We start from the raw sequence: 24,215 nt of genomic DNA, 5'->3' as shown, positions 1-24,215 counted from the left end.
ATGCTAACTGGTAAACAAACCTGGGTGCTGCATAATCATCCTGTCATTTCCTCTACAGGCGTAGCTGTCGGTCCTTTTGAAGGCAATGGCCATTTGGCTGATGATTTTGATATTATTCATGATGATCTTTGGCTAAATCAGAAAACATATGAGAAAGCGAACCGTGTATTAATTGAGGAAGCTGTTCAGACGGCTTTGGATAAAAAGAAACTGCAAACCCGTGATATTCAATTTTTCTTTGCGGGAGATTTAATTAACCAAATCACGCCTACTAGCTTTGCAGCCCGGACATTGGCCATCCCTTATTTTGGTCTGTTTGGTGCATGCTCAACAACTATGGAAGGCTTGGCATTGGCATCTTTTATAATTAATTATGGCGGTGCCAACAAGATATTAACTGGTGCCTCAAGCCATAATACAACCGTAGAAAAGCAATTCAGATATCCAACAGAATATGGCGGTCAAAAACCGCCAACTGCCCAATGGACTGTAACCGGAGCGGGAGTTGCCTTAGTGGAGCAAAATGATAACTCTTCTGAAAGTAAGCTCGTAGTAACAAGTGCAACCATTGGTAAAGTTATTGATATGGGATTAAAGGATCCGTTTAATATGGGAGGCGCGATGGCACCTGCTGCTGCAGATACGATTTATCATCACTTCAGGGATTTAAACCTTGACGAGGATTATTATGATCTTGTTGTTACAGGTGATCTTGGAAAAATCGGTCATAACACAGCGATTGATTTACTGGAGCAAAAGGGCCTAAAGCTAAACAAAGAAAAATTTAAGGATTGCGGTTTAATGATTTATAAAGATGATCAACCCGTACAATCAGGTGGAAGCGGTGCAGGATGCTCTGCGTCTGTTCTATATGGCCATTTACTTAATGAAATGAGAAAGGGTACATATAAACGAATCTTACTGGCAGCAACCGGAGCGCTTCTTTCTCCGTTGACCTTCCAGCAAGGTGAGTCCATTCCATGTATAGCACATGCAGTTGCTATTGAAAGACTATAGCGCTTGAAAGTGAGGAGCATATATGCTGGCAATGTTTTTTTGGGCCTTTGTTGTAGGAGGCATTATTTGTGTGATTGGACAGCTTTTATTTGATGTAGCAAAATTAACACCTGCCCATACTCTTTCGACATTTGTTGTCATTGGAGCTATATTGGGTGGTCTTGGATGGTATGAACCGTTATTGGATTTTGCAGGTGCCGGGGCTTCTATTCCAATTGTAAGCTTTGGAAATTCGCTTGTAAACGGGGCTTTAGAGGAAGCAGATAAGCATGGTCTTATTGGTGTGCTAACCGGAATGTTTAAAATTACATCATCAGGCATAACGGCAGCGATTGTCTTTGGATTTATTGCAGCCTTGATTTTCAAACCAAAAGGTTAATGAAAGAGAACCCCTTAAGTTTTGATTAAGGGGATTCTTCATGTTGAGAGGGCTAGTAACAGCATGTTGAATGTGAGAATGGTAATTTATGTAACTCGGAAGAAAAATTCCATTTTCATGGTATTATAAAATTGAAAATTAATACCTGCTTAGAAGATCAAGACTCAATTTCCGTTGAATATATTCTGTATGAAAACAATAAGTTATGGGGAGGGCGCATGCTCTTCCTTTTTGCGGTGTAGAATTTTTTATCTGGAAAGAAGGTAAAACGGTGAAAGAAAAACTAATTCATATGAGAGATAAATTGAATGATATTAGTCGTCGTAATCGCTCCATTAGATTATTGAAGATCTACAATAAATGGAGTTTTGATTTAACTGAATTAGATAAGTTATCAACCAATAATGAAAAAATCAGTGAAGCTATAGTAAAGAAAATCGTCATGCAGTCTAAAGGTGAAATCACGTTACTTAAGCCGACAATAGAGAATGACGATTCAATGGTCATTTCGAAAAAACTCACAGATTTATTGCGAAATATAAAAGGAATTGAAGAAGAAACAGGTATTCACGACTTTTATTTAGGCTACCCCTTTATATCAGGAAGCCTCTCTGATAGGACTTTTTTTCAGGCTCCCCTATTCTTATATCCAATTCGATTAGAAAAAAGTAAGGTAAATACACAGAGATGGATTATTCGTGTGGAAGAAGGTGGTCCGCAGATTAATCGAACCTTATTTTTGGCGTTTAAGAAATTAAATAGTGTCCAGTTTACCGAAGATTTTTTCGAAGAGGCTGCCGAAATAGCTAAGTCTTATGATAGGGAAAAATGGGATACTTTCTTCCGAGCACATGATATTAATCTTTCATTTTCTAATGAAGGACTCACAAAGTTAAAAGAATATAAGAGGGAAGAAATTCCTGAAGCCACTGGAATCGTACTATTGGAAAATGCGATTATCGGGAACTTTCCACAAGGTGGTTCTTCACTAGTTAAAGACTTTGATGCTTTAATAGACCTTTCAGAGGACGCTAATCTATCATCGTTAGTCAGTGAATTGATAGAGCCTCAAGAGTTTGAGTCAGCAGAAGATATAAACAATGAAGATAATCAGACTATTGAAGAACCGGATATACTGAATTTACTTGTTACGGATGGGTCACAGGAGGAAATATTAAAAGAAGCAAGATATAAGAAAGGGATTGTTGTTCACGGACCGCCAGGAACAGGGAAATCTCAGGTTATAGTGAATTTAATTACAGACGCACTTAGTCAGGGAAAGAAAATATTAGTCGTTTGTCAGAAAAGGGCTGCTCTTGATGTAGTATACCAACGCTTAGATGGGCTGAGATTATCCAATCATATAGCTTTGGTGCATGATGAAAAAACTGATCGAAAACCACTTTATAATAAAATAAGTGCTGTTCTTGAGACTAATAGAGTATTATTTGAACGCTCACTTGAAGATTTAAAATCTACATCAAATAGTTTGTTTACCCATGAAAAGCTATTAAATGGTATTGCGAAGGGGCTTTATGAGTACCAGGATTTTGGGTATCGTTTATATGATTTATACGGAAAAGCAACACCATTAGATCATATGGACAAAATGCTAAATTTAAAACCTGTCTTAAGTGAGTTAAATAAAGATGTACTAGATGAGATTAGCGGAAAAATCTACAGTTATGCAGAATGGTACGAGCGATTCGGCAGCGAGTCTTACGAATTGAAAAAGCGTAAATCATTCGCTCCATTTTCCATTAAAGATAAACTGAACCTGGTAGAACTTCTGAATGATTTAATTGTGAAGGCAAAGAACGCCTTTGAGTATTTGGATTCCTTAGATTACAAAAAAATCACACCTGCGTATACATGGCTGGTAGGAGACAAGTTAGATAGTATCTATCCTGATTTAGAGGGTACTGGCAAAAGGACATTGCAAGGCTTGAGAATATGGTGGTGGACCTCTTTTTCAGGTAAAGCAATTATCGAAGAGTTATTAGAGGGTGGGAAATTTAAAGGAACAAGTTCTGCAGACTGGATCAAAATTAAGCAAGCCCTTATAATCATGAATCAATTAGGTAAAGAAACAAAGAAAATGTCTGATGAAATCAACCAGCTGAAAAAATATTTCGATGAGAAAATGATCGAAAATTATCAAAGCAGAATTGCGGATGGAGACATTCCATTACAGGAATTAAATAAATTATTAGAGTACATTCATCAAGACTTTGAGGATTTGCAGCAAATGGATTCATATTGGGAAGAGTGTTCAGAGGTTACGAAGAAGATTATTCAAGAACTCAGCATGAAAAGTCCTGCCTCTGAACAAGCTCTACCGGAGTATTGGGTCCAGTTATTTAAAAACTCGGCATATATTCATTGGATTGATGAAACGGAAAATAAATATCCTGAAGTTAAGAAGATTTCAACGAGCGAATTTTCAAGGATCCGGGAAAAGTTTAGTCAACTGGTTGACCGAAAAAGAGAGGTTGCTAACCAATATTTAATTCATCAATTGACTCAATCAGTCGAGGAGCTTAAGAAAGCTTACCCGAGGGAAATGAGAGATCTTAAACATCAGGCAGGGAAAAAGAGGATGATTTGGCCACTGCGCAAATTGGTGAATGAATTTGCTGAGAAGGGTCTTGTGGATTTAATGCCGGTTTGGTTGGCATCACCCGAAATAGTTTCCTCGATTTTCCCGTTAAATGATGAGTTATTTGATTTGGTGATTTTCGATGAAGCTTCTCAATGTACAGTAGAATGCGGTCTTCCAGCCGTTTTTAGAGCAAAACAATTAATTGTCGCTGGAGACGAAAAGCAATTGCCGCCATTTAATATGTTCCAGTCATCTTTTGTAAATGAAGATGATGAAGAGGAATATGATGTTGATGAATCGCAAAGTTTATTAAATCTAGCGAAAAGAAGGTTCCCAGAAAAGATTCTTCAGTGGCACTATCGTTCGAAATTTGAGGAACTCATTAACTTTTCTAATCATGCTTTTTATAATGGACATGTTCAGATTGCTCCCAATGTCGAGCCTTTAAAAGATCCTCCGGCTATCCAATGGGAAAAAGTGAATGGCAGATGGATCAATCAATCAAACGAAGTAGAAGCACTTGAGGTATATAGACTATTAAAAGAAACATTGATTAAACAGCCCGATAAAACTGTCGGTATCATTACGTTTAATGCCAAACAGCAAACAAAAATACTGGATATCATTGAAAAATCGGCTGCAAGCGATCAAGAATTCAATGTTGCTTATAATCAAGTGATGGCAAAAGAACTGGATGAAAGAGTATTTGTGAAAAATATTGAAAATGTTCAGGGTGATGAACGTGACATCATTATTTTCTCTATAGGTTATGCTAAGAATGAAGAAGGAAAGGTCTACAATCGCTTCGGAATGCTTAACCAATATGGTGGAGAAAATAGATTGAATGTAGCCGTATCAAGAGCAAAGGAACGTATTATTGTAGTTTCTAGTATCGAGCCGGAAGAACTGAATGTTGCGGGCACAGCACAAATTGGACCAAAGCTTCTTAAATCATATTTAAAATATGTAAGAGCTGTCTCACGTACTAACAGGGAGGAAATACAGTCGGTTGTTCAGGAAATCAACGATAACGTAAATACACATGTACAAGAACTGGCACTGCATTTTGATTCCCCCTTTGAAGAACAGGTCTATAATCAATTAAGAAATTTAGGGTATGAAGTCCACACACAAGTAGGAATGTCCGGGTACAGAATCGATATGGCCATCGTCCATCCTAATGATTCCTCCAAATATATAATGGGAATTGAATGTGATGGAGCGATGTACCATAGCTCGGCCAATGCAAAAGAACGAGATATCTATCGTCAAAGATTCCTTGAAAGCCGAGGATGGACAATAGAAAGAATCTGGAGTAGAAACTGGTGGAAAACCCCTGCTCAGGAAATCGAAAGAATGGATCAAAAAGTGAAAGAACTATTAAGAAACGAAGAATTAAAGAAGAAAGTTAGTGAAATTTGATTAATCCAGGTTGCTTATTATTGCTGTTTGACAGATGAAAAGTCTGGTATTAACACTTAAACTGGAATTTTATTAAACATCAATACCCCGGCGATTGCTGGGGTATTTGTGTGTGGGTCAAAGGCGGGTGATAGGTGTGTAAAGGGTGGGTGAAAGGTGTATGAAGTCCTGGGAAAAGCAGCTATGCCCCACCTATGAGGCACCTATACCCCGGCTATACCGGGGTATAGGTGGGTGAAAGGTGTATGAAGTCCCGAGGAAAGCAGCTATGCCTCACCTATGAGGCACCTATGCCTGGTCTATACCGGGGGATAGGTGTGTGAAAGGTGTGTGAAGTCCCGAGGAAAGCTCTACTATCAAACACCTACCGAACACCTTTCAAGTACCTATGCCCAAAAAGAAGCTTCTTTTTGGCTTCCACTATTGGTTTGTTTCCGATAATTTCCTCTGAGACTTTATGCATTCATCAAGTACAGATGAGGAAATCTTATTCATCTTATGATATTTTTCATGATAGATTGCTTTAACAACTTGATCATAATTAATATCTTCTCCGTGAGTTAACTTTTTAAATGCGAGATATAAAGGCACCGGAGTTTGTCCAGTATATAGGGGTGGCTGGACATATTGATATCCTTTTATAGGTGAAAAGCCAAGATGATTGAAGAATTGAAGGCGATTTACGCTCTCTTTGTATTCTTCTGCGTTCTCTGCATCCATTTCTCTTTCGGTTTCGAGGAAGATTCCCTTTAAGGATGGGAGTCCAGCCTGTAATGCATCATCTTTAAGTAACTCTTCCATTTGTAAAAGTGTATGTTTCCCCAAGCCTTTCCCGCGTTCTTTCGGATCGGCTGCTATATAAACAATATAACCGCTATTTACTTCAGCTAAATAATGGGCAGTTGAAAAGGAGACTACGCTATCGTCTACAATTCCAACTAAAAAATGGAATTTATTTGGTGTGTTTTTATCATGTTGTCTGATGGACTCGTAAAATACGCATTCATCTTCACGCACGTATTCAGGAAAGCAATCATGATATAAAAATAATGCTTTCTTTAACAGTCCATCCTCTAGGTCTGTTATTTCCTTCCATTCTATAGCCATTGTGTATGACTCCTTACTGTTTTCTTTTAGTGTAAAAGATATATTTACAGTAATTCAAGGTATTATTGCCGATTTAAATATTTGGGTATTTTTAAATGGAGATTAGCCCATACCGAGGAAACACTTTTATCATATGTTATGAGTGTACTAAGCGAAAGCGAGGTGACTTACATGTTTGGTTGTTATGGATATGGCGGCGGCGGAAGCAGCTGCGGTGGCGGCTATGGATACGGCGGTGGTGGTAGCTACGGCGGTGGCTACGGTTCTACTTTCGTACTAATCGTTGTACTATTTATCTTGTTAATTATTGTTGGCGCTAGCTTCTGCTAATAATAATTGAAATGCATAGAAGAGACCTAAAACCTCTTCTATGCCCTACTGTTAATTAAGTATTTACAATTAGTAAATGAAAGAAAGGGATTTCAGTCTATACTGAATCCCTTTTTTTGCATAGAGAATTGAGTCACACCTTTCTTATTTTCATTCATATGATAGCAGTAACGATAAGGAGGCTGAATTATGGATAATGGATTCTTTAAAAATATGGAAAAGAAAACAGGCGTAAATATGAAAGATGTAATGGAGCTGGCTAATTCCTTACAAAATGCAAATTTTAAAGATGAAAAAACAGTCCGCAATGTCATTAAGAGGGTTTCGCAAATTGCAAACAAACCTGTGCCGAGGGATGTAGAGGACCAGTTGGTACAATCCATCATTAAGGATGGGAAATCATTAGATTTTAATACAATTGCCAATATGATGAATAATAAAAAATGAGTAAAGGAGCCACCTTTACATATGAAGAACATTTGATTCCGAATGCCGATCTGTATTACTCGGTTATTTGGTAAGCAGTTCTTCTTTGTATGATGGCTCCCCTTTTAAAATCGTTAAGAAACGGGAAGACCTTGCCCGTTTTGAACGTCTATTTTCCGGTACGGAAATATATAATCCCGAGCAGGCGCGTGTTACCGCTACATATAATAAACGTCTTTCTTCCTCCATAGGTTTCCTGTCACCGTCACGCCAAGATTCCAGGGCATAATCATGCGGCATGTTTCCATCTACGCAGCCAAGAATATAAACATATTTATATTCAAGTCCTTTTGAACGGTGGATGGTGCTTAGTTGGATAGCATTTATTGTTTTCTTAGACATTGATTTAATCTCTTTTGCCATGGCTGTCATATGATCCGCATGAAGAATAAAGTCCAGCACCGTATCAAAGCGTCTTGCAGCAATTTTCACATCTTTAATATCATCTGACCCTTTGTCCATTTTATTTCCTTCATTCCCCCGCTTTTTGAGGTAGGCTCCAAAACCGAGTTCTTTTTCAATCATCTCGATAGCTGTTGATGGGGACAAATCTTTAAGCGAATGGATGACAGAGACAGCTTTATCTATTGCTCGCATTTGAAATGGTTTTAAATTATTGAGAAATCGAAGTGCCTCGAGCAAAGTGCAATCATTCAGGATGGATAGAGCTTTAGCATCCTGAACTGCCGACTTTTTCAAATAAAGCGGCGGTAATAGATCCTGCAGCATTCCCGGATCATCTGGATTTATGCTTGCTTTCATGAAGGCCAAAATACTGCGCACAGTCTTTCTTGTATAAAAGGAATCATAGTCAGAATCCACACGGAATGGAAGACTTGAAGATGCGAGCTTTTCAAAAATAGCACGGCTCATTGTATTGGTTCGATAAAGAATTGCAAAATCTTCCGGGTTAGCTCCATGCCTTATTTTTTCGGTAATGTCGGTCATAATCATGATTGCCTCAGATTCTTCATCAAATGGATAAAATAAAACCGGAGATGGTGATTGGTCATGTGTAGCGACCATCTTTTTGGGCGTTCGTGTTTTATTTTGCGAAACAATTTTATTGGCTGTTTGAATGATTTTATGGCCAGAACGGTAATTAGCTGACAAGATAATGGTTTCGAGATAAGTGTAGTCAAGCTTCAAGTTCTGTAAAAAAGCAGAATCACTGCCGCGGAATGAATATATTGCCTGATCGTCGTCACCTACGAAACAAGCAGACTCTGCATTCGAAGCAAGTAGTTTAACAATCTCATATTGTACCTTATTAATATCCTGAAACTCATCGATTAAAAAGTGTCTAAACCGGTTTCGATAAAAATTAAGAATTTGTTCATTCTCTTTCAAAAGTTGATAACAGCCTGTTTGCATATCATCAAAATCGAATTTATTATTTATTTCTTTATAGGATTCGTATTTTTTATAAAGCTCCTGGCAACTGACTTCCCAATCGTCAGCAGGATGAACATCCAGAGGAGATAATAGATCGTTTTTCCATCTGCTGATTTGCTGTAAGGCTTGATCAAATGCGAATTCGCGTTCATCGATTCCTAATTCTGATGCAGCTATTTTCAGGACATATTCTTTCTCTCCATCAAATTTTATCAATTTACTTGAATGCCATTTTTGAGGTTCATGTTGTAAAAGAATTCGATAAAAAATGGAATGGAAGGTACCGGTAAATACATGCTGCAGCATAAAGGGAGTTACACCAGGCATTTGCTGTAGCCTGCTTTTCATCTCAGCTGCAGCTTTAGATGTAAATGTAACGAGCATCACCGATTTGGGATCAGCTTGTTTTTCTAATAATAAAAAAGCTGTCCGAGCAGTCAAAACACGGGTTTTCCCACTGCCTGCTCCTGCAAGAACGAGTAAATGTCTTGCATCTGTTACGACAGCATCTGCTTGTTGATCATCCAATAACCAGCCGTTTGAACTCATAATGCCGATGAATGGATGATTGTTGTTCACCCCTGGAAGATGTTTATCATTATAGGATGGCAGATTTGTAATGGACTTTGGACCTTGCCAGATGGTTTCATCCGAGCAATTGGTAATGGACCTGGATTGCGGTAGGCGAAATCCTCCGTATTCCACTGAAGCTTCATTCACTGCCAGATTCGTTTTCTCAGTTTTATCCACACAAGGAGGACGTGAAGAATCACGATGAATAAAATATGGTTCTTCATGAATTCCAAGATACATATAAACAGGCTGACCACAATGAGTACACCCGAGTTCACCATTTTTTCCAGCTTCATGAATACGAGCAAATGCCTCCTTGGGCCAAGTAAGTAAAGAGATAGATTCGTTTTTCCAATTAGCTGTTTTCATCATATTCCTCATTTATATAAAAAATTTTAAAAACGACAGACAAATATCATCTTATCAAATCGAATCATATATTACAAAAGAGGATAGTAGTTTTATTCCCTTAAAAAGTGGGTAATAAATGTAAAAAAAGGATAAAAAAGTGAGGTGGAAAAGGGATGGGGTACATAAGTCCAATCACGCAATACGAATACATACAGTACACGAACAGAACGATCGCAGCGGAGAAACTGACTAAAAATATGATCTCTCGCTTTCAGCCCGTACAGCCAATCAGATTCCATCGCAAAAATAATGAACGGGATTCATTTGACAGGGAAGATAATTCAGACGATTATAGAGTTTCATCTGATCGCATTAACAAAAATTTTGTGCCGACAGAAATAGTTGAAAAAACTGTTACTGAAGTGACAGGGGTCGGCCAATTTGTTAATGAAAGTATTTAAACAGACATTTAAAAGCATTCTATACATGCGGAAAGCAGCCTATCAAAATACGCTGCTTTCCTTTTGTGTTTATGGGTATAAACAAATAAAGACTGCAGTCGGCTGCAGTCTTAAATGTGCTTCTTCATAGTGTGATGTGGGATGCCCGCATCTAAAAATTCATCGGATATAACTGAGTAACCCAGTTTTTCATAAAAAGGAATCGCTTGGTTTTGAGCGTTTAGTTTAAGGATTTCAATTTGTTTAGAAAGTGCATATTGTTCTATGGCATTCATTAAATCTTTACCTACGCCTTTTGAACGGAACTCTGGTACGATACAAATCCTTTCGACTTTTCCGTAGCTATCAACCACTCTAAAACGTCCGGCACCTACTGGATTACCTTCATCATCTGTTACGAGAAAATGTGTAGATTCCTCTTCTAAATGATCAATTTCTTCTTCTTCAGGTACATTTTGTTCATCTACAAAGACTTTAGTACGTACCAAAAATACCTTATCCAATTCTCTTTGTTCTGATACAATCTTGATGTCCATCGTGATCAGTTGTCCTTTCTTAATTGGTATGTTTCATATACTTTCCATGACCCATTTTCAGTTTGATAGAGTAAATGGAAGTGATCAACTACTTCTTCGTGTTCGAATTTCATGAGACGCAGTTGTCCGAGAATATCGTTATGTTCCTTGTCAGATAAATCCTGACCAATAGTAATATGCGGAACAAATTTGTATTTTTTATCTTTGCCCAGAATATCACTATGAAAATCTTCGTGAAGAGCAATTAATTCGGGAGTAGGGTCAATTTTTAAATAAATCACATTATTGACTGGTTCGAAGGTGCTTACTTTTAAGACCTTTAACGTAAAAGGCTGGTGTTTGTTTGAAATCTCCTCGAGTTTTGCTGAAATTTCCTTGATTTGCTCATCTGTGGCTGTGAATTCAGATTTTAATGTGACATGAGGAGATATAAGAGAGTAATGTGAATCATAACGCTTTCTATATGAGTTTACAATGTCTTGAAAATTTTTTGAAGGGAAAATAGCAATTCCAAAATTCATGTAAGAACCCCCTGACTTATTTTGTAAAATTAGATATTACTCTATTATAGCAAATATTCAAAAAAATTTCCTTGCTAATTATGTCCTGTGGAAAAGCCAGGTAAGTGTCCTCTTCATATCTGACTGCCATGCCCTCCACGTATGGTCTCCATCAATCTCCTCGTAAAAGACTGGAAAACCTTTGCTTTCGATAAGCGAGTTAAGTTCCTGATTAGGTTGTACAAAATCTATGAGCCCATCTTTAGATGTTTGTACTGTTATTTCGTTCCTTCCAATCGTATGGTAAATTTGCGTTAAATGTGGGAACTGAAAAGTCTCCACTGCTGATAGTACGGACTCGTTTACGAGTGGAGAATGCAAAGCAATCTTGCCGAATGTATTAGGATAATCCATAGCTGCCATTAATGAAACAGTAGCTGCCAAGGAGTCTCCGATTAGGGCGCGGCTCAGCCCCATTTGGTAGGTCGGATATTCGGCATCAATATATGGAACAAGTTCATGCGCAAGAAACCTTTTATAGGCAGTATGCTTAGGGCCGTCAGGATGATATTTATTCCAGCGATCTTCAACATTTTTATAAGGGACACCTATAATGATTATATTTTCTATTTCTTGCCTTTCTAAAAGATCATCTGCAGCTCGTCCAATTTTGCCTAATTGGAAATAATCTTTACCATCCTGTGCAATCAGGACGGAGTACTTATACAGATGGGAAAAGGTTGAAGGTAAATATACAAGAAGTTCGATTTCCTCATTTAATTCCTTGCTGTTAAAAGATACACCCTTAATTTTTCCGGCTTTTAATGCCAATGAACTCACCCCCTGTTATTCTATTTCAGGTATATTTTAGCATAATCTGACTTGTATATAATAATCAGTAGATTTGTGCTATTATGAAGATTCTGATGGTATAATGGATGAAAGTGTAAAAAGGAGTAATAGAGATATGATTAAAAAACGTGTACATAGTAAAACAGTGACAAATGCTGCTAAACTTGCCTTGCAAAGTCGAGGTGTTACACTCGAAGCAATCGCTGAAATTGTTTATGAAATGCAATTCCCTTATAATGATAATTTAACTCTGGATGAATGCATATATAGTATAGAACGTGTCCTGATGAAACGTGAAATTCAGCATGCCCTTCTTGTAGGTATTGAATTAGATCGATTGGCAGAAAAGGGAATGCTGTCAGAGCCGTTACAGTCCATTGTAGAATCTGATGAGTCCTTGTTTGGCGTGGATGAAACCATTGCCTTAGGAGCTGTGCTTGGCTATGGAAGTATTGGTGTGACAACATTTGGTCACCTGGATAAGAATAAATTGGGGATTATCCGATATTTAGATACGAAGAAAGAGGGAAGAGGCGTAAATACATTCCTTGATGATTTGGTCGCTGCGATTGCAGCAAGTGCTGCTTCCAGATTGGCTCATCGTCTGCGTGATAAAGAGGAATCCCTGTCCGAGGATGAAATTGAAGATATTGATCATGAAGAAATGATTGGTTAAGGGAAGGGGGAAACCTCTTCTTTTTCTTTTTATGAGGACCGCTGTGATCGACAAACAAGTTGTGTAGATAAGATTTGTTCCTTCTTAAATGTTCGATAGAGTTTGCGGTTAAAACAATAGGCGCGAATCAGTTGATCACCCATTGATTTAACTAGAATACGTCGTTTTGTAAATATATTTTTATTGGAAACATAGATGATATCAACGGGAATTTGTTCTCTCATGCTCCTAAGTAAATCATTCACTTATCTTCACCTCCTATTCTTATTATATACGAACATACGTTTCTTATTCAATAAAAAAGAAACGTATGTTCGTTTTTTGTTGAAGTTGTTAATCATTATTAAAAATCATCCGTTTAATGAACTTTGAAAATAGAGTATATTTACCAAGATAAAAAAAAGGAAAGAGACAAGCCTGGCAATCATATACTCTTTATGAAGGAATGAAGGAGGGGATGTTGTTTGGCTAATACATTGGCATATCATGAAACGCTTGAATTGCATGAATTAGTGGCATTTGCATCAAATGCATTAATAGGCTTGAAAATGAAGGTCAGAGATGTACCAAATCAGGAGTTAAAAAATTTATATTTGACTACAATTAAAGTTTTGGAACGATATATTAAAGAGTTGCTGGAGTACTTTCCAAGAGCACCGCAAAGGGAAGAGGATGAAAGAGAACAACCGGACGCCAGCTTTTTTGCAGGAAATTTATTAGGCTTAACAAAGACATTAATCCGAAATTATTCGATAGCGATCACCGAAACGGCTACGCCTGTTTTAAAAAAGACATTAACAAACCAACTTAATGGAATGATTGATTTGCATAGCCAGGTATTTAACTATATGTATAAGAATAATATGTATCCCGCATATGATTTAAGTGCTTTGATTAAAAACGATGTAAACAACGCGAATAAAGCTCTTGCAAAAAAATATTGAAAGCTTTGGCACCTGGCCGGGTGCCTTTTTGGATCCTGAAATAAAACTGTTATAATGGCCATGAGGTGATACATATGTGTGGCAGATTCACATTATTTTCAACGTTTGAAACGATTATGGAACGATTTCATATAGAGTCAGCCTTTGATGAGGTCGATTACCAAGTTAGTTATAATATTGCCCCGTCTCATAGAATTGTTGCCGTGATTAATGATGGATCCAAAAATCGTTTGGGTTATTTGAGATGGGGATTGATCCCATCGTGGGCAAAGGATGAAAAAATCGGATATAAGCTGATCAATGCCCGATCAGAAACACTTGCAGAAAAACCAAGTTTTCGAAAAGCATACCAAAACAAACGCTGTTTAATTGTGGCTGATTCCTATTATGAATGGAAGCAAACGCCTGAAAGAAAAATACCGATGCGGATTAAATTGAAAAGCGGAGAGCCATTTGGATTGGCAGGTTTATGGGAATCATGGAATTCACCAGAAGGACAAGCAGTCTATACGTGTACCATTATTACAACGTCCTCCAATGAATTGATGTCTTCCATACATGACCGGATGCCAGTTATTCTTAACCCGGAGGATGAACAAAAGTGGCTGGATCCAAAGATTCATGATTCCCATTTACTAAAACAATATTTACGTCCGTTTAATCCTGAATTAATGGAAGCTTTTGAAGTAAGTGCTGATGTAAATTCACCTAAAAATAATTCGGAGCACTTAATTCAAAGAATATGTTGATCATGTAAATTTTCTCTCAGTATTTATTAATGGTGTTTTCGTGTTTTTTCCAACCATATACCAGAGAGACGATACCATTGCATAGCAGAACAAAACCAAATATTCCAAGAAAAATAAAAGGTGACACCACTTTGATAAAAGATAATCCAATCATGATAAACCCAACTATTAAATATTGCTGGGTTGCTTGCAGAGAATAAACCTTTTGTTGGATATGCCAGGCTTTAAAATACCCTTGCAAAAATCCAAGGAATATTTGAAGAAATAAAGCCATATAGGGAAGGTATTCGGTTGGCAGCTTGTTGATTCCTACTCCTGAATAGACAAGCCCCATAGCGATGTAGATGTATGGGATATATGGCTTTGAACGAGTAGGGTTGTTATGGTAAACGCGATATCCCCAGGCAGATGAAAAGGAAAAAATCGCAAACAACCACGCAAATAGTGTATAGCTATAGGCTGCCTCTTTTAACCAGATGGTGTAGTAAGGTAAAATGACAACCTGTCCAACCGTAACCATCAATGGAATGTTGCGTAAATATTTATCATTCATGGCCGTCATCCGCTCTCTTCAAATAATGATCATAAAATAAATTCACAAACACTTCGTTAGGGTCATGCTTTCGTTTCTCATTCCAGACCTTATCCGAATCGGGATAGGCCAATTGGAATTGCTCCTTTGTTTGATAAGGATAATATGGAAGATAATAGGTGCCGTCGTATTTTAAGGTGAGGTCCGTCCATTTTTGAATCATTTTCTTGGCGTTCAAAATCTCCTTATCTTCTAATCCGTGTTGGATCAAGACTACTAATCCAAGCATATTTTCTTTAGCGTATGGCAGGCTTGTGACAGAATCTTTTGCCGCATAGCGGACCGTAATATTGTGGACCTTGAAATCTTCGTCCTGATCATTACGATTAAGGATGGTTTTCAATTCATCCATATACTCCTCATAATAGTGAAGAGGTATAAAGAATTCCTGTAAGATTTCTACTCGACCCGGCTTCGTAAATTCCATAAAAGTAGATTCAGAACGCATAACGTTATTTCTTGTAATCTCTTTGCCGTTCAGAGAATTCATATATACTCCCTGTGTTTTCCAAAAGAAATCTTCCATTCTTCCGCCTTTGCGTGCGAGATCTAATGCCATTTTGCTTACTTTAACCCCTGTTTCACCTTTTAAAGGGGTGACATGATTAATCTGTCCCGTATTTTCATAATTAACGACATACATCTCATCTAAAAATGATTTTGGTGCCACACTTATTCTGGCATAATGCATATCAAATTTCTCATTCTCTAGAACATTAGTGAAATACGATTCATAATCTTTAGTTATGACTTTTTCAGAATTAATCGTATAAACGGTGTTATCGGTAACATGTAAAGTTACATCTAAAATGACACCAAATAACCCATACCCACCAAGAACGTATTTCATATAACTTTCTGGGTCATTTTTAGTGAGATGCTTAATTTCTCCGGTAGGGGTTAGCAAGGTCATTTCTTTGACTGAATCAGCCATGGGACCAAAACGAATATCCCTCCCGTGGCCATTTACAGATAACGAGCCGCCAATTGTAAAAATAGATTGGGATTGAGTCACTTTTAAGGCAAGCCCCAGTGGATTTAATCTCTTCTGGACATCCTCCCATGTTGCACCGCTTTCCACCTTGACTGTTTTTGCTTCTTTATCAATCTCTAAAATACGGTTGAAGGATGATATATCCAGGACAATACCATCCTTATAGTATGTATGACCACCCTGGGAATGCTGTAAGCCTGCAATCGAAATATGTCTGCCATTTTGATTGGCTTCTTTAATAATGCGTTGTATTTCATCACGGTCCCTTATTTGTTCAATCCGGTCGATTCGTTCAGGAAGCAGACCTGTATAATCGGTCATTAATCCACCTTGTAGCAAGCCGTATTTTCGTTTTTCAAGCGGTATATTCCACGCAATTCCAATAGCTAAAATAATTACAAAAAGACCGAGGAACCAAGGTTTTATAATAATCCTTCTTATCATTTTTGTAGTTCTCCTGTAAAGATTTTTTCGCAAATGTAAAGTACCTTCGTTATTGTTAGGATTTATATTTCTTTTTGATATCCTCAATATGAGTTTGCTTTATATGATCATTAACTTGTGTATAGCCTTTAAGGGAAGCGTAGGTAGATTCAATTTGTGATCCGGATAGAGCATGATCCGAATCAGATTGTATAGATTGAAGCAATTTTCCCCTTTTGATGACCTTGATAGTTGAAGACTGAATTGCAATTTTTTTTAGCTCACATCGTTCGCTGAATACAATGGTGGATTTAAAGGCTGATTCATGAATGGCAGGGAGTATTCTTTGCAATGCTTTAATATGGGTGCGATTTTGCTTAATGGGGTTATAGAAGAATGTTTTCTTGCCTCCACGCAGGACTTGGCACCATTTATGATCCTGTTCCTTACCAAATATCCAACCACTGTAATTTTTTGATTCCAGGGAATAGATACCAGACGTGTGAATAAGGACTACATCTATTTCAGTTGTACCGCCTTTACCGTTAGGAAGATAAACATTAACCAGTATTCTGTGGAAATCCTTCAGATTATCTAAAACTCTGACGATTAGGTATTCGCCATATAATCCCGTATTAAACCTTACTTTTAAAAAGGAGTTATTCGTTTCTTGTTTATAGGTGCTTTTTTCATACTTCAATTTTTCAATTAACAACATTAGTAAAAATAAAAAAAGAATAATGACTACTATCATGTTTCCTTGACCTCCTTCTAATAGGTTGATTAAATTGTTCGTTCAATATAGTAAACTGCAGTACAATCATACTACTATATGGTAAAAAATAGAAGAGAGGAATTAGAGAAGGAAACGTGTTGACTACAAATTGCTAGTAAGAGAAATACATGAAATTCTAGGAACTTTTAACGACTGAAACTATTACTTCGATTTTAAACATGAAGTTCGCATAACAAGAGAATAACAAAAAGGTTAAATACGTGTAATTATGTTTTTATCTTTTAAAAGAGGATAAATATAGTAGTGTAAGCAACAAAATAATTTCTTAAAAAGGAGCGATTATTAATGGCAGACAAAATGTCTAGAGAAGAAGCAGGACGCAAAGGCGGAGAAGCTACAGCTAAAAATCATGATAAGGACTTCTACCAAGAAATTGGCGAAAAGGGTGGAGAAGCCACCAAAAAAAATCATGATAAAGACTTCTATAAAGAGATTGGTGAAAAAGGCGGTAAAGCCCGCGCAAACAACGATTAAACCTTCATCAGAAATCTGATAATACTATAAGCAATCAAGGAAAAACCATGCTGATTTAGCATGGTTTTTCCTTTTCCTGATTTCCTTTACCTGATGACAATAGAGTATTCCTCATTGGACAAGTTTCTTTAATTGGGATACAGTCATCCGTAATTAAGTACTGTTTCCACTCTCTCTTGGATACATCCTCATAGCCACCTAAATCTGGATGATACGGCATATTTTCAATCTTCTCCACTTTTTTCCTAATAACCTCAATAGCTTTTCTGCCATGGGGAGTGGTATAAGATAAATCAGCAAAAATTCTTCTTGGCTGAAAAATCATGATTAGGCAATCCCCTAGATTTCGGGTAATCCGATTTTGATAAAAAGGAGCATTGCCAGATACAAAGATAGGTTCTCCGTTGAAAACGAACTCCCAATGGGGATGATCTGGATCGATAGGAATATCATTGGACCATTCTTTATTATCCTGTTCGTGCAAATAGGATAAAACATTCCAAAAATAGGCGTTATAATAATCATAATCAAGATGCTGATGATTAAGTTCAGGTTCTACGAAAAGAACCAATGCATACCGAATAGATGGGTTCTTCCTGGAAAGTTTGAGAAACTCGCTAAGTGTTTGTGGAAGCTTAGAAAAATTATGATTCTCACAATACGTATAGCGGAGGAGACCATCTCGCTCTGCTTTCATGCCAAAGTGACATGGAAATTGATTGTCACTGACAGTAGAATTCCAATAATCATAGGCCTCATTCAGCCACCTCGGAAGAAGATTCCCCTTTTTAAAATCAGAACTAATCAGTAAATGGTTCATAAATTAAACTCCTTGATGTATTTTTACGTACGTGTCAATTAGGGATAATTTCATCATATGAAAATGATTAGAATGGTTGCTTTGTTCGATTAGATTAATTATGAAATTCTTCAATTCTCCCTGGTTTGATATAATAAATCAAACGAATGAATAGTAAGGAGTATCTTCAAAATGGAAAGAAAGTACGGTTGGTTAATTTATAATGGAAGTTTGCTGTCTCCAAAATTTATGGAGATCCATGATTGGTATAAAGAGTCAGCTGCAAAAAAAGGAATCACTCTCGATTTAGTCAAAAATACGGAAGTATTCTCCGTTATCGAAGGAAATCAAACCATTATTAAAAGTGAGAGACAATATGCACAGCCGGATTTTATTTTGTTCTTAGATAAGGATATACGTCTGGCGAATCAGTTGGAACAAATGGGTTATCGATTGTTTAACAAGGCATCTGTAATTGAAGTGTGTGATAACAAAATCATGACATTCCAGGCACTGGCTAATCATTCATTTAAATTACCGAAGACTATATTTTCCCCTCTGAGTTTTACAGATGTATTAGAAAAGGATCCTTCATTTATTGATTTTATTGAAAGGGAATTATCCTATCCCATTGTCATAAAAGAGGCCTATGGATCCTTTGGTGAGCAGGTGTACCTGGTACAAACCCGTGAAGAATTGGAGAAAAAGAGAAAAGAACTACTTCGAATCCCACATCTTTATCAGGAATTCATAAAAAATAGTAAAGGCAGAGATGTAAGAGTTCATGTAGTAGGTGACAAAGTGGTAGCGTCCATGCTGCGTACTTCCGAAATAGATTTTAGAGCAAACGTGACAAATGGTGGGGTCATGCATGAATACGTTCTACCGAAAGAATTTGAAGAACTGGCAATTAAGGTAAGTAAAATCATTGGAGCAGATTTTAGCGGAGTAGACCTTTTGTTTGGAGAAGAGGAAGAACCAATTCTTTGTGAAGTAAATTCAAATGCTCATATAAAAAATATTTATGATTGTACAGGTATTGATGTAACTGAGCATATCTTCGATTATATTTTACGGATGGTGTGACATGTTTGAAGGCTTACTAATCTATAAGCGAGCGGACTATGATAAAAATAAATGGTTTGCCAATCAGTTTATCAATAATAGTCATCAGCACAATCTTAATATCCAGCTTGTATTTGCAGAGGAACTGAGTTTAATAATTGATAATGGAAGATTGTCCGTTTATATGAGGGATGGGAATTCGCTTCAACCGGATTTCGTTATTAACCGCACCCGAGACAGTCAAATAGGCCTTCATTTTGAATTAATGGGGTGCAGAGTTTTTAACAATTCTCAGGTGACGGATATTTGTAATCATAAAGCTAAAACACATCAACTGATTAATAGCCATGGAATAAAATCTGTGAAGACGGCGATCTCATTCACTGAGGGACAGTCGCTATTAAATTATCCACTTATTTTGAAGACCAACAGTGGCCATGGCGGTACCGATGTTTTTAAAGTAAATAGCAGAATAGAATTAACTAAGCATATGGAGAAGCTTAATAAGGGGGATATTATCCTACAGGAAATGTGTGATAATCCCGGTGTTGATGTGCGAGTCTTCGTACTGGGCAGAGAGATTATTGGAGCGGTTAAACGTTATTCCAGCAATAGTTTTAAATCCAATTTTTCACTTGGCGGAAAAGCTGAGCGTTATACTTTGTCTGAGAACCAGGTGAAATTAGTAAATAAAATAGGTACGTTATTTGATTTTGACTTTGTAGGAATCGATTTCCTCATCGGCCAGGACGGAGAATTCCTGTTTAACGAAATAGAAGATGCAGTAGGTACCCGTACGCTTTATCAACAATATGACTTTGATGTTGTGCAGTTGTATCTTAAGTATATTAATAAACAAATGGTTGACAGTGCGCAAAATAATCCTTTTATTTAAAAAAATGTAAAATATTTGATAAAATATTAGTGATATACTTCACTTCACAAAAATGAGGTAAAGGGATGAGTGGATGAGAAAGAAGGTTGTAATTGCTGGGGGAACAGGTTTTATTGGTCAGTATTTTGAGAAGCAGTTTCATTCAATGGGATATGATGTGCTGATCATTTCAAGAAGTAACGAACATATTAACTGGCATAATAATGGTGAAATAAAGGAAGCGCTTGAAGGGGCCGAGTTATTGGTTAATTTGGCTGGAAAATCGGTAAATTGCCGCTATAATACCAGTAATAAGCTAGAAATTGTCATGTCTAGAACTGAAACAACAGCTATATTGGGTAATGCGCTACTTGAGTGTACGGCTCCACCTCCTTTGTGGATTAATTCAAGTACTGCCACCATATACAGACATGCGGAAGATCGACCTATGACAGAGAAAAAGGGAGAAATCGGAAGCGGCTTTTCAGTTGATGTTGCGAAAGCATGGGAAGAAACATTTTTTAACTTTGAGTTACCGCATACAAGACAAGTTGCCTTAAGAATCGCAATCGTTTTAGGGGAAAGCGGCGGAGTAATGACTCCGTATAAAAATCTCGTTACATTTGGCCTTGGAGGTTATCAGGGATCTGGACGACAAATGTTTAGCTGGATACATATTGAAGATTTATTTCAAATTGTTCTCTTTCTTAAGGAGAGAGAAGAATTGGTGGGAGTATTTAATTGCTCCTCGCCTCATCCAGTCACAAATCGTGAATTAATGGCTCACCTACGTAACAGTATGAACAGAAAAATTGGGCTCCCCACACCAGCGTGGATGCTTAAATCAGGTGCCGTACTGATTAGAACGGAGCCGGAACTTGTTTTAAAAAGTCGTTGGGTACTCCCTGAAAGGCTTAAACAAGCTGGGTATATGTTTAAATATAAAAGATTGGAAAATGCACTAAAAGATATTATTAAATGAATTAATCTTATTAACTCCATATCGGATGTGTTGGTGCCTCTTAGAACCGATAAGCTATAGACATTATATATTTATTGGAAGTCATCTCCATTGCATTTAAACGATTCGAGGAGTATTATACTTAGTACGAGCTACATTGTACGTAATGCATAATTTAAGTTTTAACCTTTAAGCTGTAATAGGGAGTTTTATTATAAAGGCTGGAATGACAAGCCTCTGTCTATATGACCTGGAGGACAAGCAGAAAAGCTTTTGCGAACACCCACTTGGAGAAGTGGTGGTTTAAAACTTTCTTATATGTAACGGCAAAAGTGGCTTAATCAAAACCAATTCCAATAAGGAATTGGTTTTTTTTAATGCCATTGACACAATTCAAGATACAATAAGCAACTAAAACCAATCCTGTAAAGGGTTGGTTTTTTGTTAAAATAATATAATAAAATAATTAATTAAATTACATAAGTACATAATTTATTGATTTTTTATAAAATTATTAATAAATTAATAATATATTGATATATTATCAAGTGGTGGATGAAAAGGTTCAAATTCTAATGTCAAAATATTTGGAGGAATGAGAATGAAGAACAAGCTGTTTATTTATGCAATCATATTTTCGCTATTTATTTCTTGGCTGCCAGTATCAAACACACAGACAGATGCTGCAACCACTTACACTAACTTAGGTGTAGCGAATGATTTTAATATCTTTGTTTTTAATGATCACATCCAGATGAATTCCGATGCAGAAGGAAGAGTTGCTGTTGGGAATAACGCTCATTATACCAATTATGGTATAGGTGACAAATTGACGGAATCTAAAGAACGTTACGATTTAATTGTTGGAAACTCACTTTACGCCCAAAACTTTACTAATTTTAAAGGGAATACAGCCATTGGGATAGATGCTACATATGAATTTCATAGTGCGAAACACAATAATAATGTAGAAGGAAATCCATTTAGGGTAGATTTAAAAACAGAACTGATCGATTTTGAGGATGTATATAACGATTTAACCTATAAATCTTCTAAATGGTCACAGTTGACTCCTAATGGAATTGTTGAAAAAAATGGTTCCAATTTGACATTGAAAGGTTATGACCAAGATTTAAATATATTTAACTTAACCACTGAAGACCTTGCAAAAGGAAACGTTGGATTGCTTGATTTAGTAGTACCAAATTCATCAGATGTTTTAATTAATGTCTCAGGTACTGTTTTAAATATGGGGAATTATGCTCTGAAAAAAGATGGAGGAAATTTGGAACCTTCTAATGGCAGTAGAATCCTCTGGAATTTCCCTGATTTGACCAATTTAGATATTAATAATTTTGAGATGGTTGGCTCTATCTTGGCCCCAGACGCTTCGTTAACTCCATCAGGATGGGGTCAAATTAACGGAACCATTGTAGTAAAGGATTTTATAAATTCAAGTGAGGGCAGTATTGAACTACATCATTATCCTTTTAATGCAAAGTTACCAATGGATGATGATAACGATAATGAAACAGGAACTATCATATTTACTAAAGTAGAACAAGGAACTGATAAGGGACTTGAAGGAGCGATTTACGGCCTTTTTGATAATGAAAAAGGTGAGGGAGAAGCAAAGTATGAAGCTGAGTCTAATAGTTATGGTATCGTCAAATTTAAGGATATTCCATATGGGACATATTATTTGAAGGAGATAAAAGCGCCAGAAGGGTATCAGCAATCTAATACTATTAGAACAATTGAAGTAAATAGCAGTTATCAAAATTTAGGTAAAATTGAAGACGAACCAATCAAGTATCCAAAAGGAACCATTCAATTTACCAAAATTGATAAGGACACAGGTGATGGATTGCAGGGAGCGATATTTGGTCTTTTCGATAACAAAAATTGCGAGGGAGAGCCGAAGGCTAAAGCAACATCTGATGAAAAAGGGATAGTAAAATTTGAGCAACTTACATATGGAACCTATTATGTGAAGGAACTCACAGCACCGGAAGGTTATCAGTTATCTAAAGAAATTAGAACAATTGAAGTAAATGGAGATATTGAGCTAACAGAGGGCTTTGAAAACGAAGCAATCAAAGAAGAGTCAAAAGGGTCCATTCAATTTACCAAAATTAATAAGGACACAGGTGATGGATTGCAGGGAGCGATATTTGGTCTTTTCGATAACAAAAATTGCGAGGGAGAGCCGAAGGCTAAAGCAACATCTGATGAAAAAGGGATAGTAAAATTTGAGCAACTTACATATGGAACCTATTATGTGAAGGAACTCACAGCACCGGAAGGTTATCAGTTATCTAAAGAAATTAGAACAATTGAAGTAAATGGAGATATTGAGCTAACAGAGGGCTTTGAAAACGAAGCAATCAAAGAAGAGTCAAAAGGAACCATTCAATTTACCAAAATTGATAAGGACACAGGTGATGGATTGCAGGGAGCGATATTTGGTCTTTTCGATAACAAAAATTGCGAGGGAGAGCCGGTAACTCAAGCAGTGTCAGATGAAAATGGCTTGGTTAAATTTGAAAATCTCACATATGGAACCTATTATGTGAAAGAACTCACAGCACCGGAAGGTTATCAGTTATCTAAAGAAATTAGGACAATTGAAGTAAATGGAGATATTGAGCTAACAGAGGGCTTTGAAAACGAAGCAATCAAAGAAGAGTCAAAAGGAACCATTCAATTTACCAAAATTGATAAGGACACAGGTCATGGATTGCAGGGAGCGATATTTGGTTTGTTCGATAATGAAAAAGGCGAGGGAGAGCCGGTAACTCAAGCAGTGTCAGATGAAAATGGCTTGGTTAAATTTGAAAATCTCACATATGGAACC

General features: G+C 36.9%; 22 protein-coding genes, 1 other RNA gene and 1 pseudogene. 15 read left to right on the top strand and 9 right to left on the bottom strand.

Annotated elements, in window-relative coordinates; translation table 11 throughout:
* The 3 genes from spoVAD (at position 1) to AC4D4B_RS02155 (ending at position 5,420) form a co-directional block, all read left to right on the top strand.
* Complete coding sequence (gene spoVAD / locus AC4D4B_RS02165) at positions 1-1,017, top strand: stage V sporulation protein AD (RefSeq protein ID WP_490995412.1); 1,017 nt, start codon at positions 1-3, stop codon at positions 1,015-1,017.
* Positions 1,018-1,039: 22 nt separating this feature from the next.
* On the top strand, positions 1,040-1,396 hold the full coding sequence (gene spoVAE, locus AC4D4B_RS02160) for a stage V sporulation protein AE (RefSeq protein WP_490995411.1): 357 nt from the start codon (positions 1,040-1,042) through the stop codon (positions 1,394-1,396).
* A 271-nt stretch (positions 1,397-1,667) separates the two neighbouring features.
* A complete protein-coding gene (locus AC4D4B_RS02155; protein ID WP_490999070.1) occupies positions 1,668-5,420 on the top strand; it encodes an AAA domain-containing protein in 3,753 nt (1,250 codons plus the stop codon).
* Between the two features lie 420 nt (positions 5,421-5,840).
* Here the strand turns inward: AC4D4B_RS02155 and AC4D4B_RS02150 are convergent, their stop codons facing one another.
* On the bottom strand, positions 5,841-6,527 hold the full coding sequence (locus AC4D4B_RS02150) for a GNAT family N-acetyltransferase (protein WP_490999069.1): 687 nt from the start codon (positions 6,525-6,527) through the stop codon (positions 5,841-5,843).
* 171 nt (positions 6,528-6,698) lie between these two features.
* On the opposite strand from AC4D4B_RS02150, the gene AC4D4B_RS02145 reads away from it, so the two are divergent.
* Together AC4D4B_RS02145 and spoVIF are read left to right on the top strand one after the other, a co-directional pair.
* A complete protein-coding gene (locus AC4D4B_RS02145; RefSeq protein WP_066101369.1) occupies positions 6,699-6,857 on the top strand; it encodes a YjcZ family sporulation protein in 159 nt (52 codons plus the stop codon).
* Positions 6,858-7,046: 189 nt separating this feature from the next.
* Complete coding sequence (spoVIF, locus tag AC4D4B_RS02140; protein ID WP_490999068.1) at positions 7,047-7,304, top strand: sporulation-specific transcription regulator SpoVIF; 258 nt, start codon at positions 7,047-7,049, stop codon at positions 7,302-7,304.
* Positions 7,305-7,367: 63 nt separating this feature from the next.
* On the opposite strand, the gene AC4D4B_RS02135 is transcribed toward spoVIF, so the two are convergent.
* On the bottom strand, positions 7,368-9,680 hold the full coding sequence (locus AC4D4B_RS02135; protein WP_490999067.1) for a UvrD-helicase domain-containing protein: 2,313 nt from the start codon (positions 9,678-9,680) through the stop codon (positions 7,368-7,370).
* A gap of 155 nt (positions 9,681-9,835) precedes the next feature.
* Between AC4D4B_RS02135 and AC4D4B_RS02130 the strand changes: the two genes are divergently transcribed.
* Entirely contained in the window at positions 9,836-10,123 is a 288-nt protein-coding gene (locus AC4D4B_RS02130; RefSeq protein ID WP_490995406.1) for a hypothetical protein, read from the top strand.
* Between the two features lie 110 nt (positions 10,124-10,233).
* Here the strand turns inward: AC4D4B_RS02130 and AC4D4B_RS02125 are convergent, their stop codons facing one another.
* The 3 genes from AC4D4B_RS02125 to AC4D4B_RS02115 form a co-directional block, all read right to left on the bottom strand.
* Positions 10,234-10,659, bottom strand: a complete 426-nt coding sequence (locus tag AC4D4B_RS02125) for a GNAT family N-acetyltransferase (RefSeq protein WP_490995405.1) — start codon at positions 10,657-10,659, stop codon at positions 10,234-10,236.
* 5 nt (positions 10,660-10,664) lie between these two features.
* Positions 10,665-11,180 (bottom strand): 2'-5' RNA ligase family protein, encoded by a 516-nt coding sequence (locus tag AC4D4B_RS02120; protein WP_490995404.1) that lies wholly within the window; start codon positions 11,178-11,180, stop codon positions 10,665-10,667.
* A gap of 78 nt (positions 11,181-11,258) precedes the next feature.
* Positions 11,259-11,990 carry an alpha/beta hydrolase gene (locus tag AC4D4B_RS02115; protein ID WP_490999066.1) on the bottom strand — a complete coding sequence of 244 codons (732 nt, stop codon included), beginning with the start codon at positions 11,988-11,990 and terminating at the stop codon, positions 11,259-11,261.
* Between the two features lie 136 nt (positions 11,991-12,126).
* On the opposite strand from AC4D4B_RS02115, the gene AC4D4B_RS02110 reads away from it, so the two are divergent.
* From AC4D4B_RS02110 to AC4D4B_RS02100, 3 genes are all read left to right on the top strand, one after another.
* On the top strand, positions 12,127-12,687 hold the full coding sequence (locus AC4D4B_RS02110; RefSeq protein ID WP_077247956.1) for a phosphatidylglycerophosphatase A family protein: 561 nt from the start codon (positions 12,127-12,129) through the stop codon (positions 12,685-12,687).
* A gap of 464 nt (positions 12,688-13,151) precedes the next feature.
* Positions 13,152-13,631: a spore coat protein gene (locus AC4D4B_RS02105; protein WP_490999065.1), complete on the top strand. Its 480-nt coding sequence runs from the start codon at positions 13,152-13,154 to the stop codon at positions 13,629-13,631.
* A 74-nt stretch (positions 13,632-13,705) separates the two neighbouring features.
* Complete coding sequence (locus AC4D4B_RS02100; RefSeq protein WP_490999064.1) at positions 13,706-14,380, top strand: SOS response-associated peptidase; 675 nt, start codon at positions 13,706-13,708, stop codon at positions 14,378-14,380.
* A 16-nt stretch (positions 14,381-14,396) separates the two neighbouring features.
* Here AC4D4B_RS02100 and AC4D4B_RS02095 read toward each other — a convergent pair whose 3' ends face one another.
* From AC4D4B_RS02095 to AC4D4B_RS02085, 3 genes are read right to left on the bottom strand one after another with little or no spacing between them, the layout of a single operon-like run.
* Positions 14,397-14,933, bottom strand: a complete 537-nt coding sequence (locus AC4D4B_RS02095; protein WP_490999063.1) for a hypothetical protein — start codon at positions 14,931-14,933, stop codon at positions 14,397-14,399.
* Positions 14,926-16,410, bottom strand: coding sequence for an FAD-binding oxidoreductase (locus tag AC4D4B_RS02090; RefSeq protein WP_490999062.1), 1,485 nt, complete (start codon positions 16,408-16,410; stop codon positions 14,926-14,928). The genes AC4D4B_RS02095 and AC4D4B_RS02090 overlap by 8 nt, the downstream gene beginning before the upstream one ends.
* A 55-nt stretch (positions 16,411-16,465) precedes the next feature.
* Positions 16,466-17,143: a nuclease-related domain-containing protein gene (locus tag AC4D4B_RS02085; RefSeq protein ID WP_490999061.1), complete on the bottom strand. Its 678-nt coding sequence runs from the start codon at positions 17,141-17,143 to the stop codon at positions 16,466-16,468.
* 327 nt (positions 17,144-17,470) lie between these two features.
* Between AC4D4B_RS02085 and AC4D4B_RS02080 the strand changes: the two are divergent.
* Positions 17,471-17,653, top strand: a pseudogene (locus AC4D4B_RS02080) (KGG domain-containing protein); the annotation flags it as partial.
* A 61-nt stretch (positions 17,654-17,714) separates the two neighbouring features.
* Here AC4D4B_RS02080 and AC4D4B_RS02075 read toward each other — a convergent pair.
* Positions 17,715-18,479 (bottom strand): YqcI/YcgG family protein, encoded by a 765-nt coding sequence (locus AC4D4B_RS02075; RefSeq protein WP_490999060.1) that lies wholly within the window; start codon positions 18,477-18,479, stop codon positions 17,715-17,717.
* A 171-nt stretch (positions 18,480-18,650) separates the two neighbouring features.
* On the opposite strand from AC4D4B_RS02075, the gene AC4D4B_RS02070 reads away from it, so the two are divergent.
* The 5 genes from AC4D4B_RS02070 to AC4D4B_RS02050 form a co-directional block, all read left to right on the top strand.
* A complete protein-coding gene (locus AC4D4B_RS02070) occupies positions 18,651-19,544 on the top strand; it encodes an ATP-grasp domain-containing protein (protein WP_490995396.1) in 894 nt (297 codons plus the stop codon).
* 1 nt (position 19,545) lies between these two features.
* Positions 19,546-20,418 (top strand): ATP-grasp domain-containing protein, encoded by an 873-nt coding sequence (locus tag AC4D4B_RS02065; RefSeq protein WP_490995395.1) that lies wholly within the window; start codon positions 19,546-19,548, stop codon positions 20,416-20,418.
* 73 nt (positions 20,419-20,491) lie between these two features.
* On the top strand, positions 20,492-21,379 hold the full coding sequence (locus tag AC4D4B_RS02060; protein ID WP_490999059.1) for a TIGR01777 family oxidoreductase: 888 nt from the start codon (positions 20,492-20,494) through the stop codon (positions 21,377-21,379).
* 125 nt (positions 21,380-21,504) lie between these two features.
* Positions 21,505-21,701, top strand: a non-coding RNA gene (gene ssrS, locus AC4D4B_RS02055) — 6S RNA.
* Positions 21,702-21,959: 258 nt separating this feature from the next.
* Positions 21,960-24,215, top strand: a 2,256-nt coding sequence (locus AC4D4B_RS02050) for a SpaA isopeptide-forming pilin-related protein (protein ID WP_490999058.1), incomplete at its 3' end; no start/stop codon positions are given.

The sequence above is a fragment of the Pradoshia sp. Z6_59 genome, from assembly GCF_058267515.1.
Note: the sequence above shows the minus strand (reverse complement) of the source record. Positions and strands in the feature narration are given on the sequence as shown.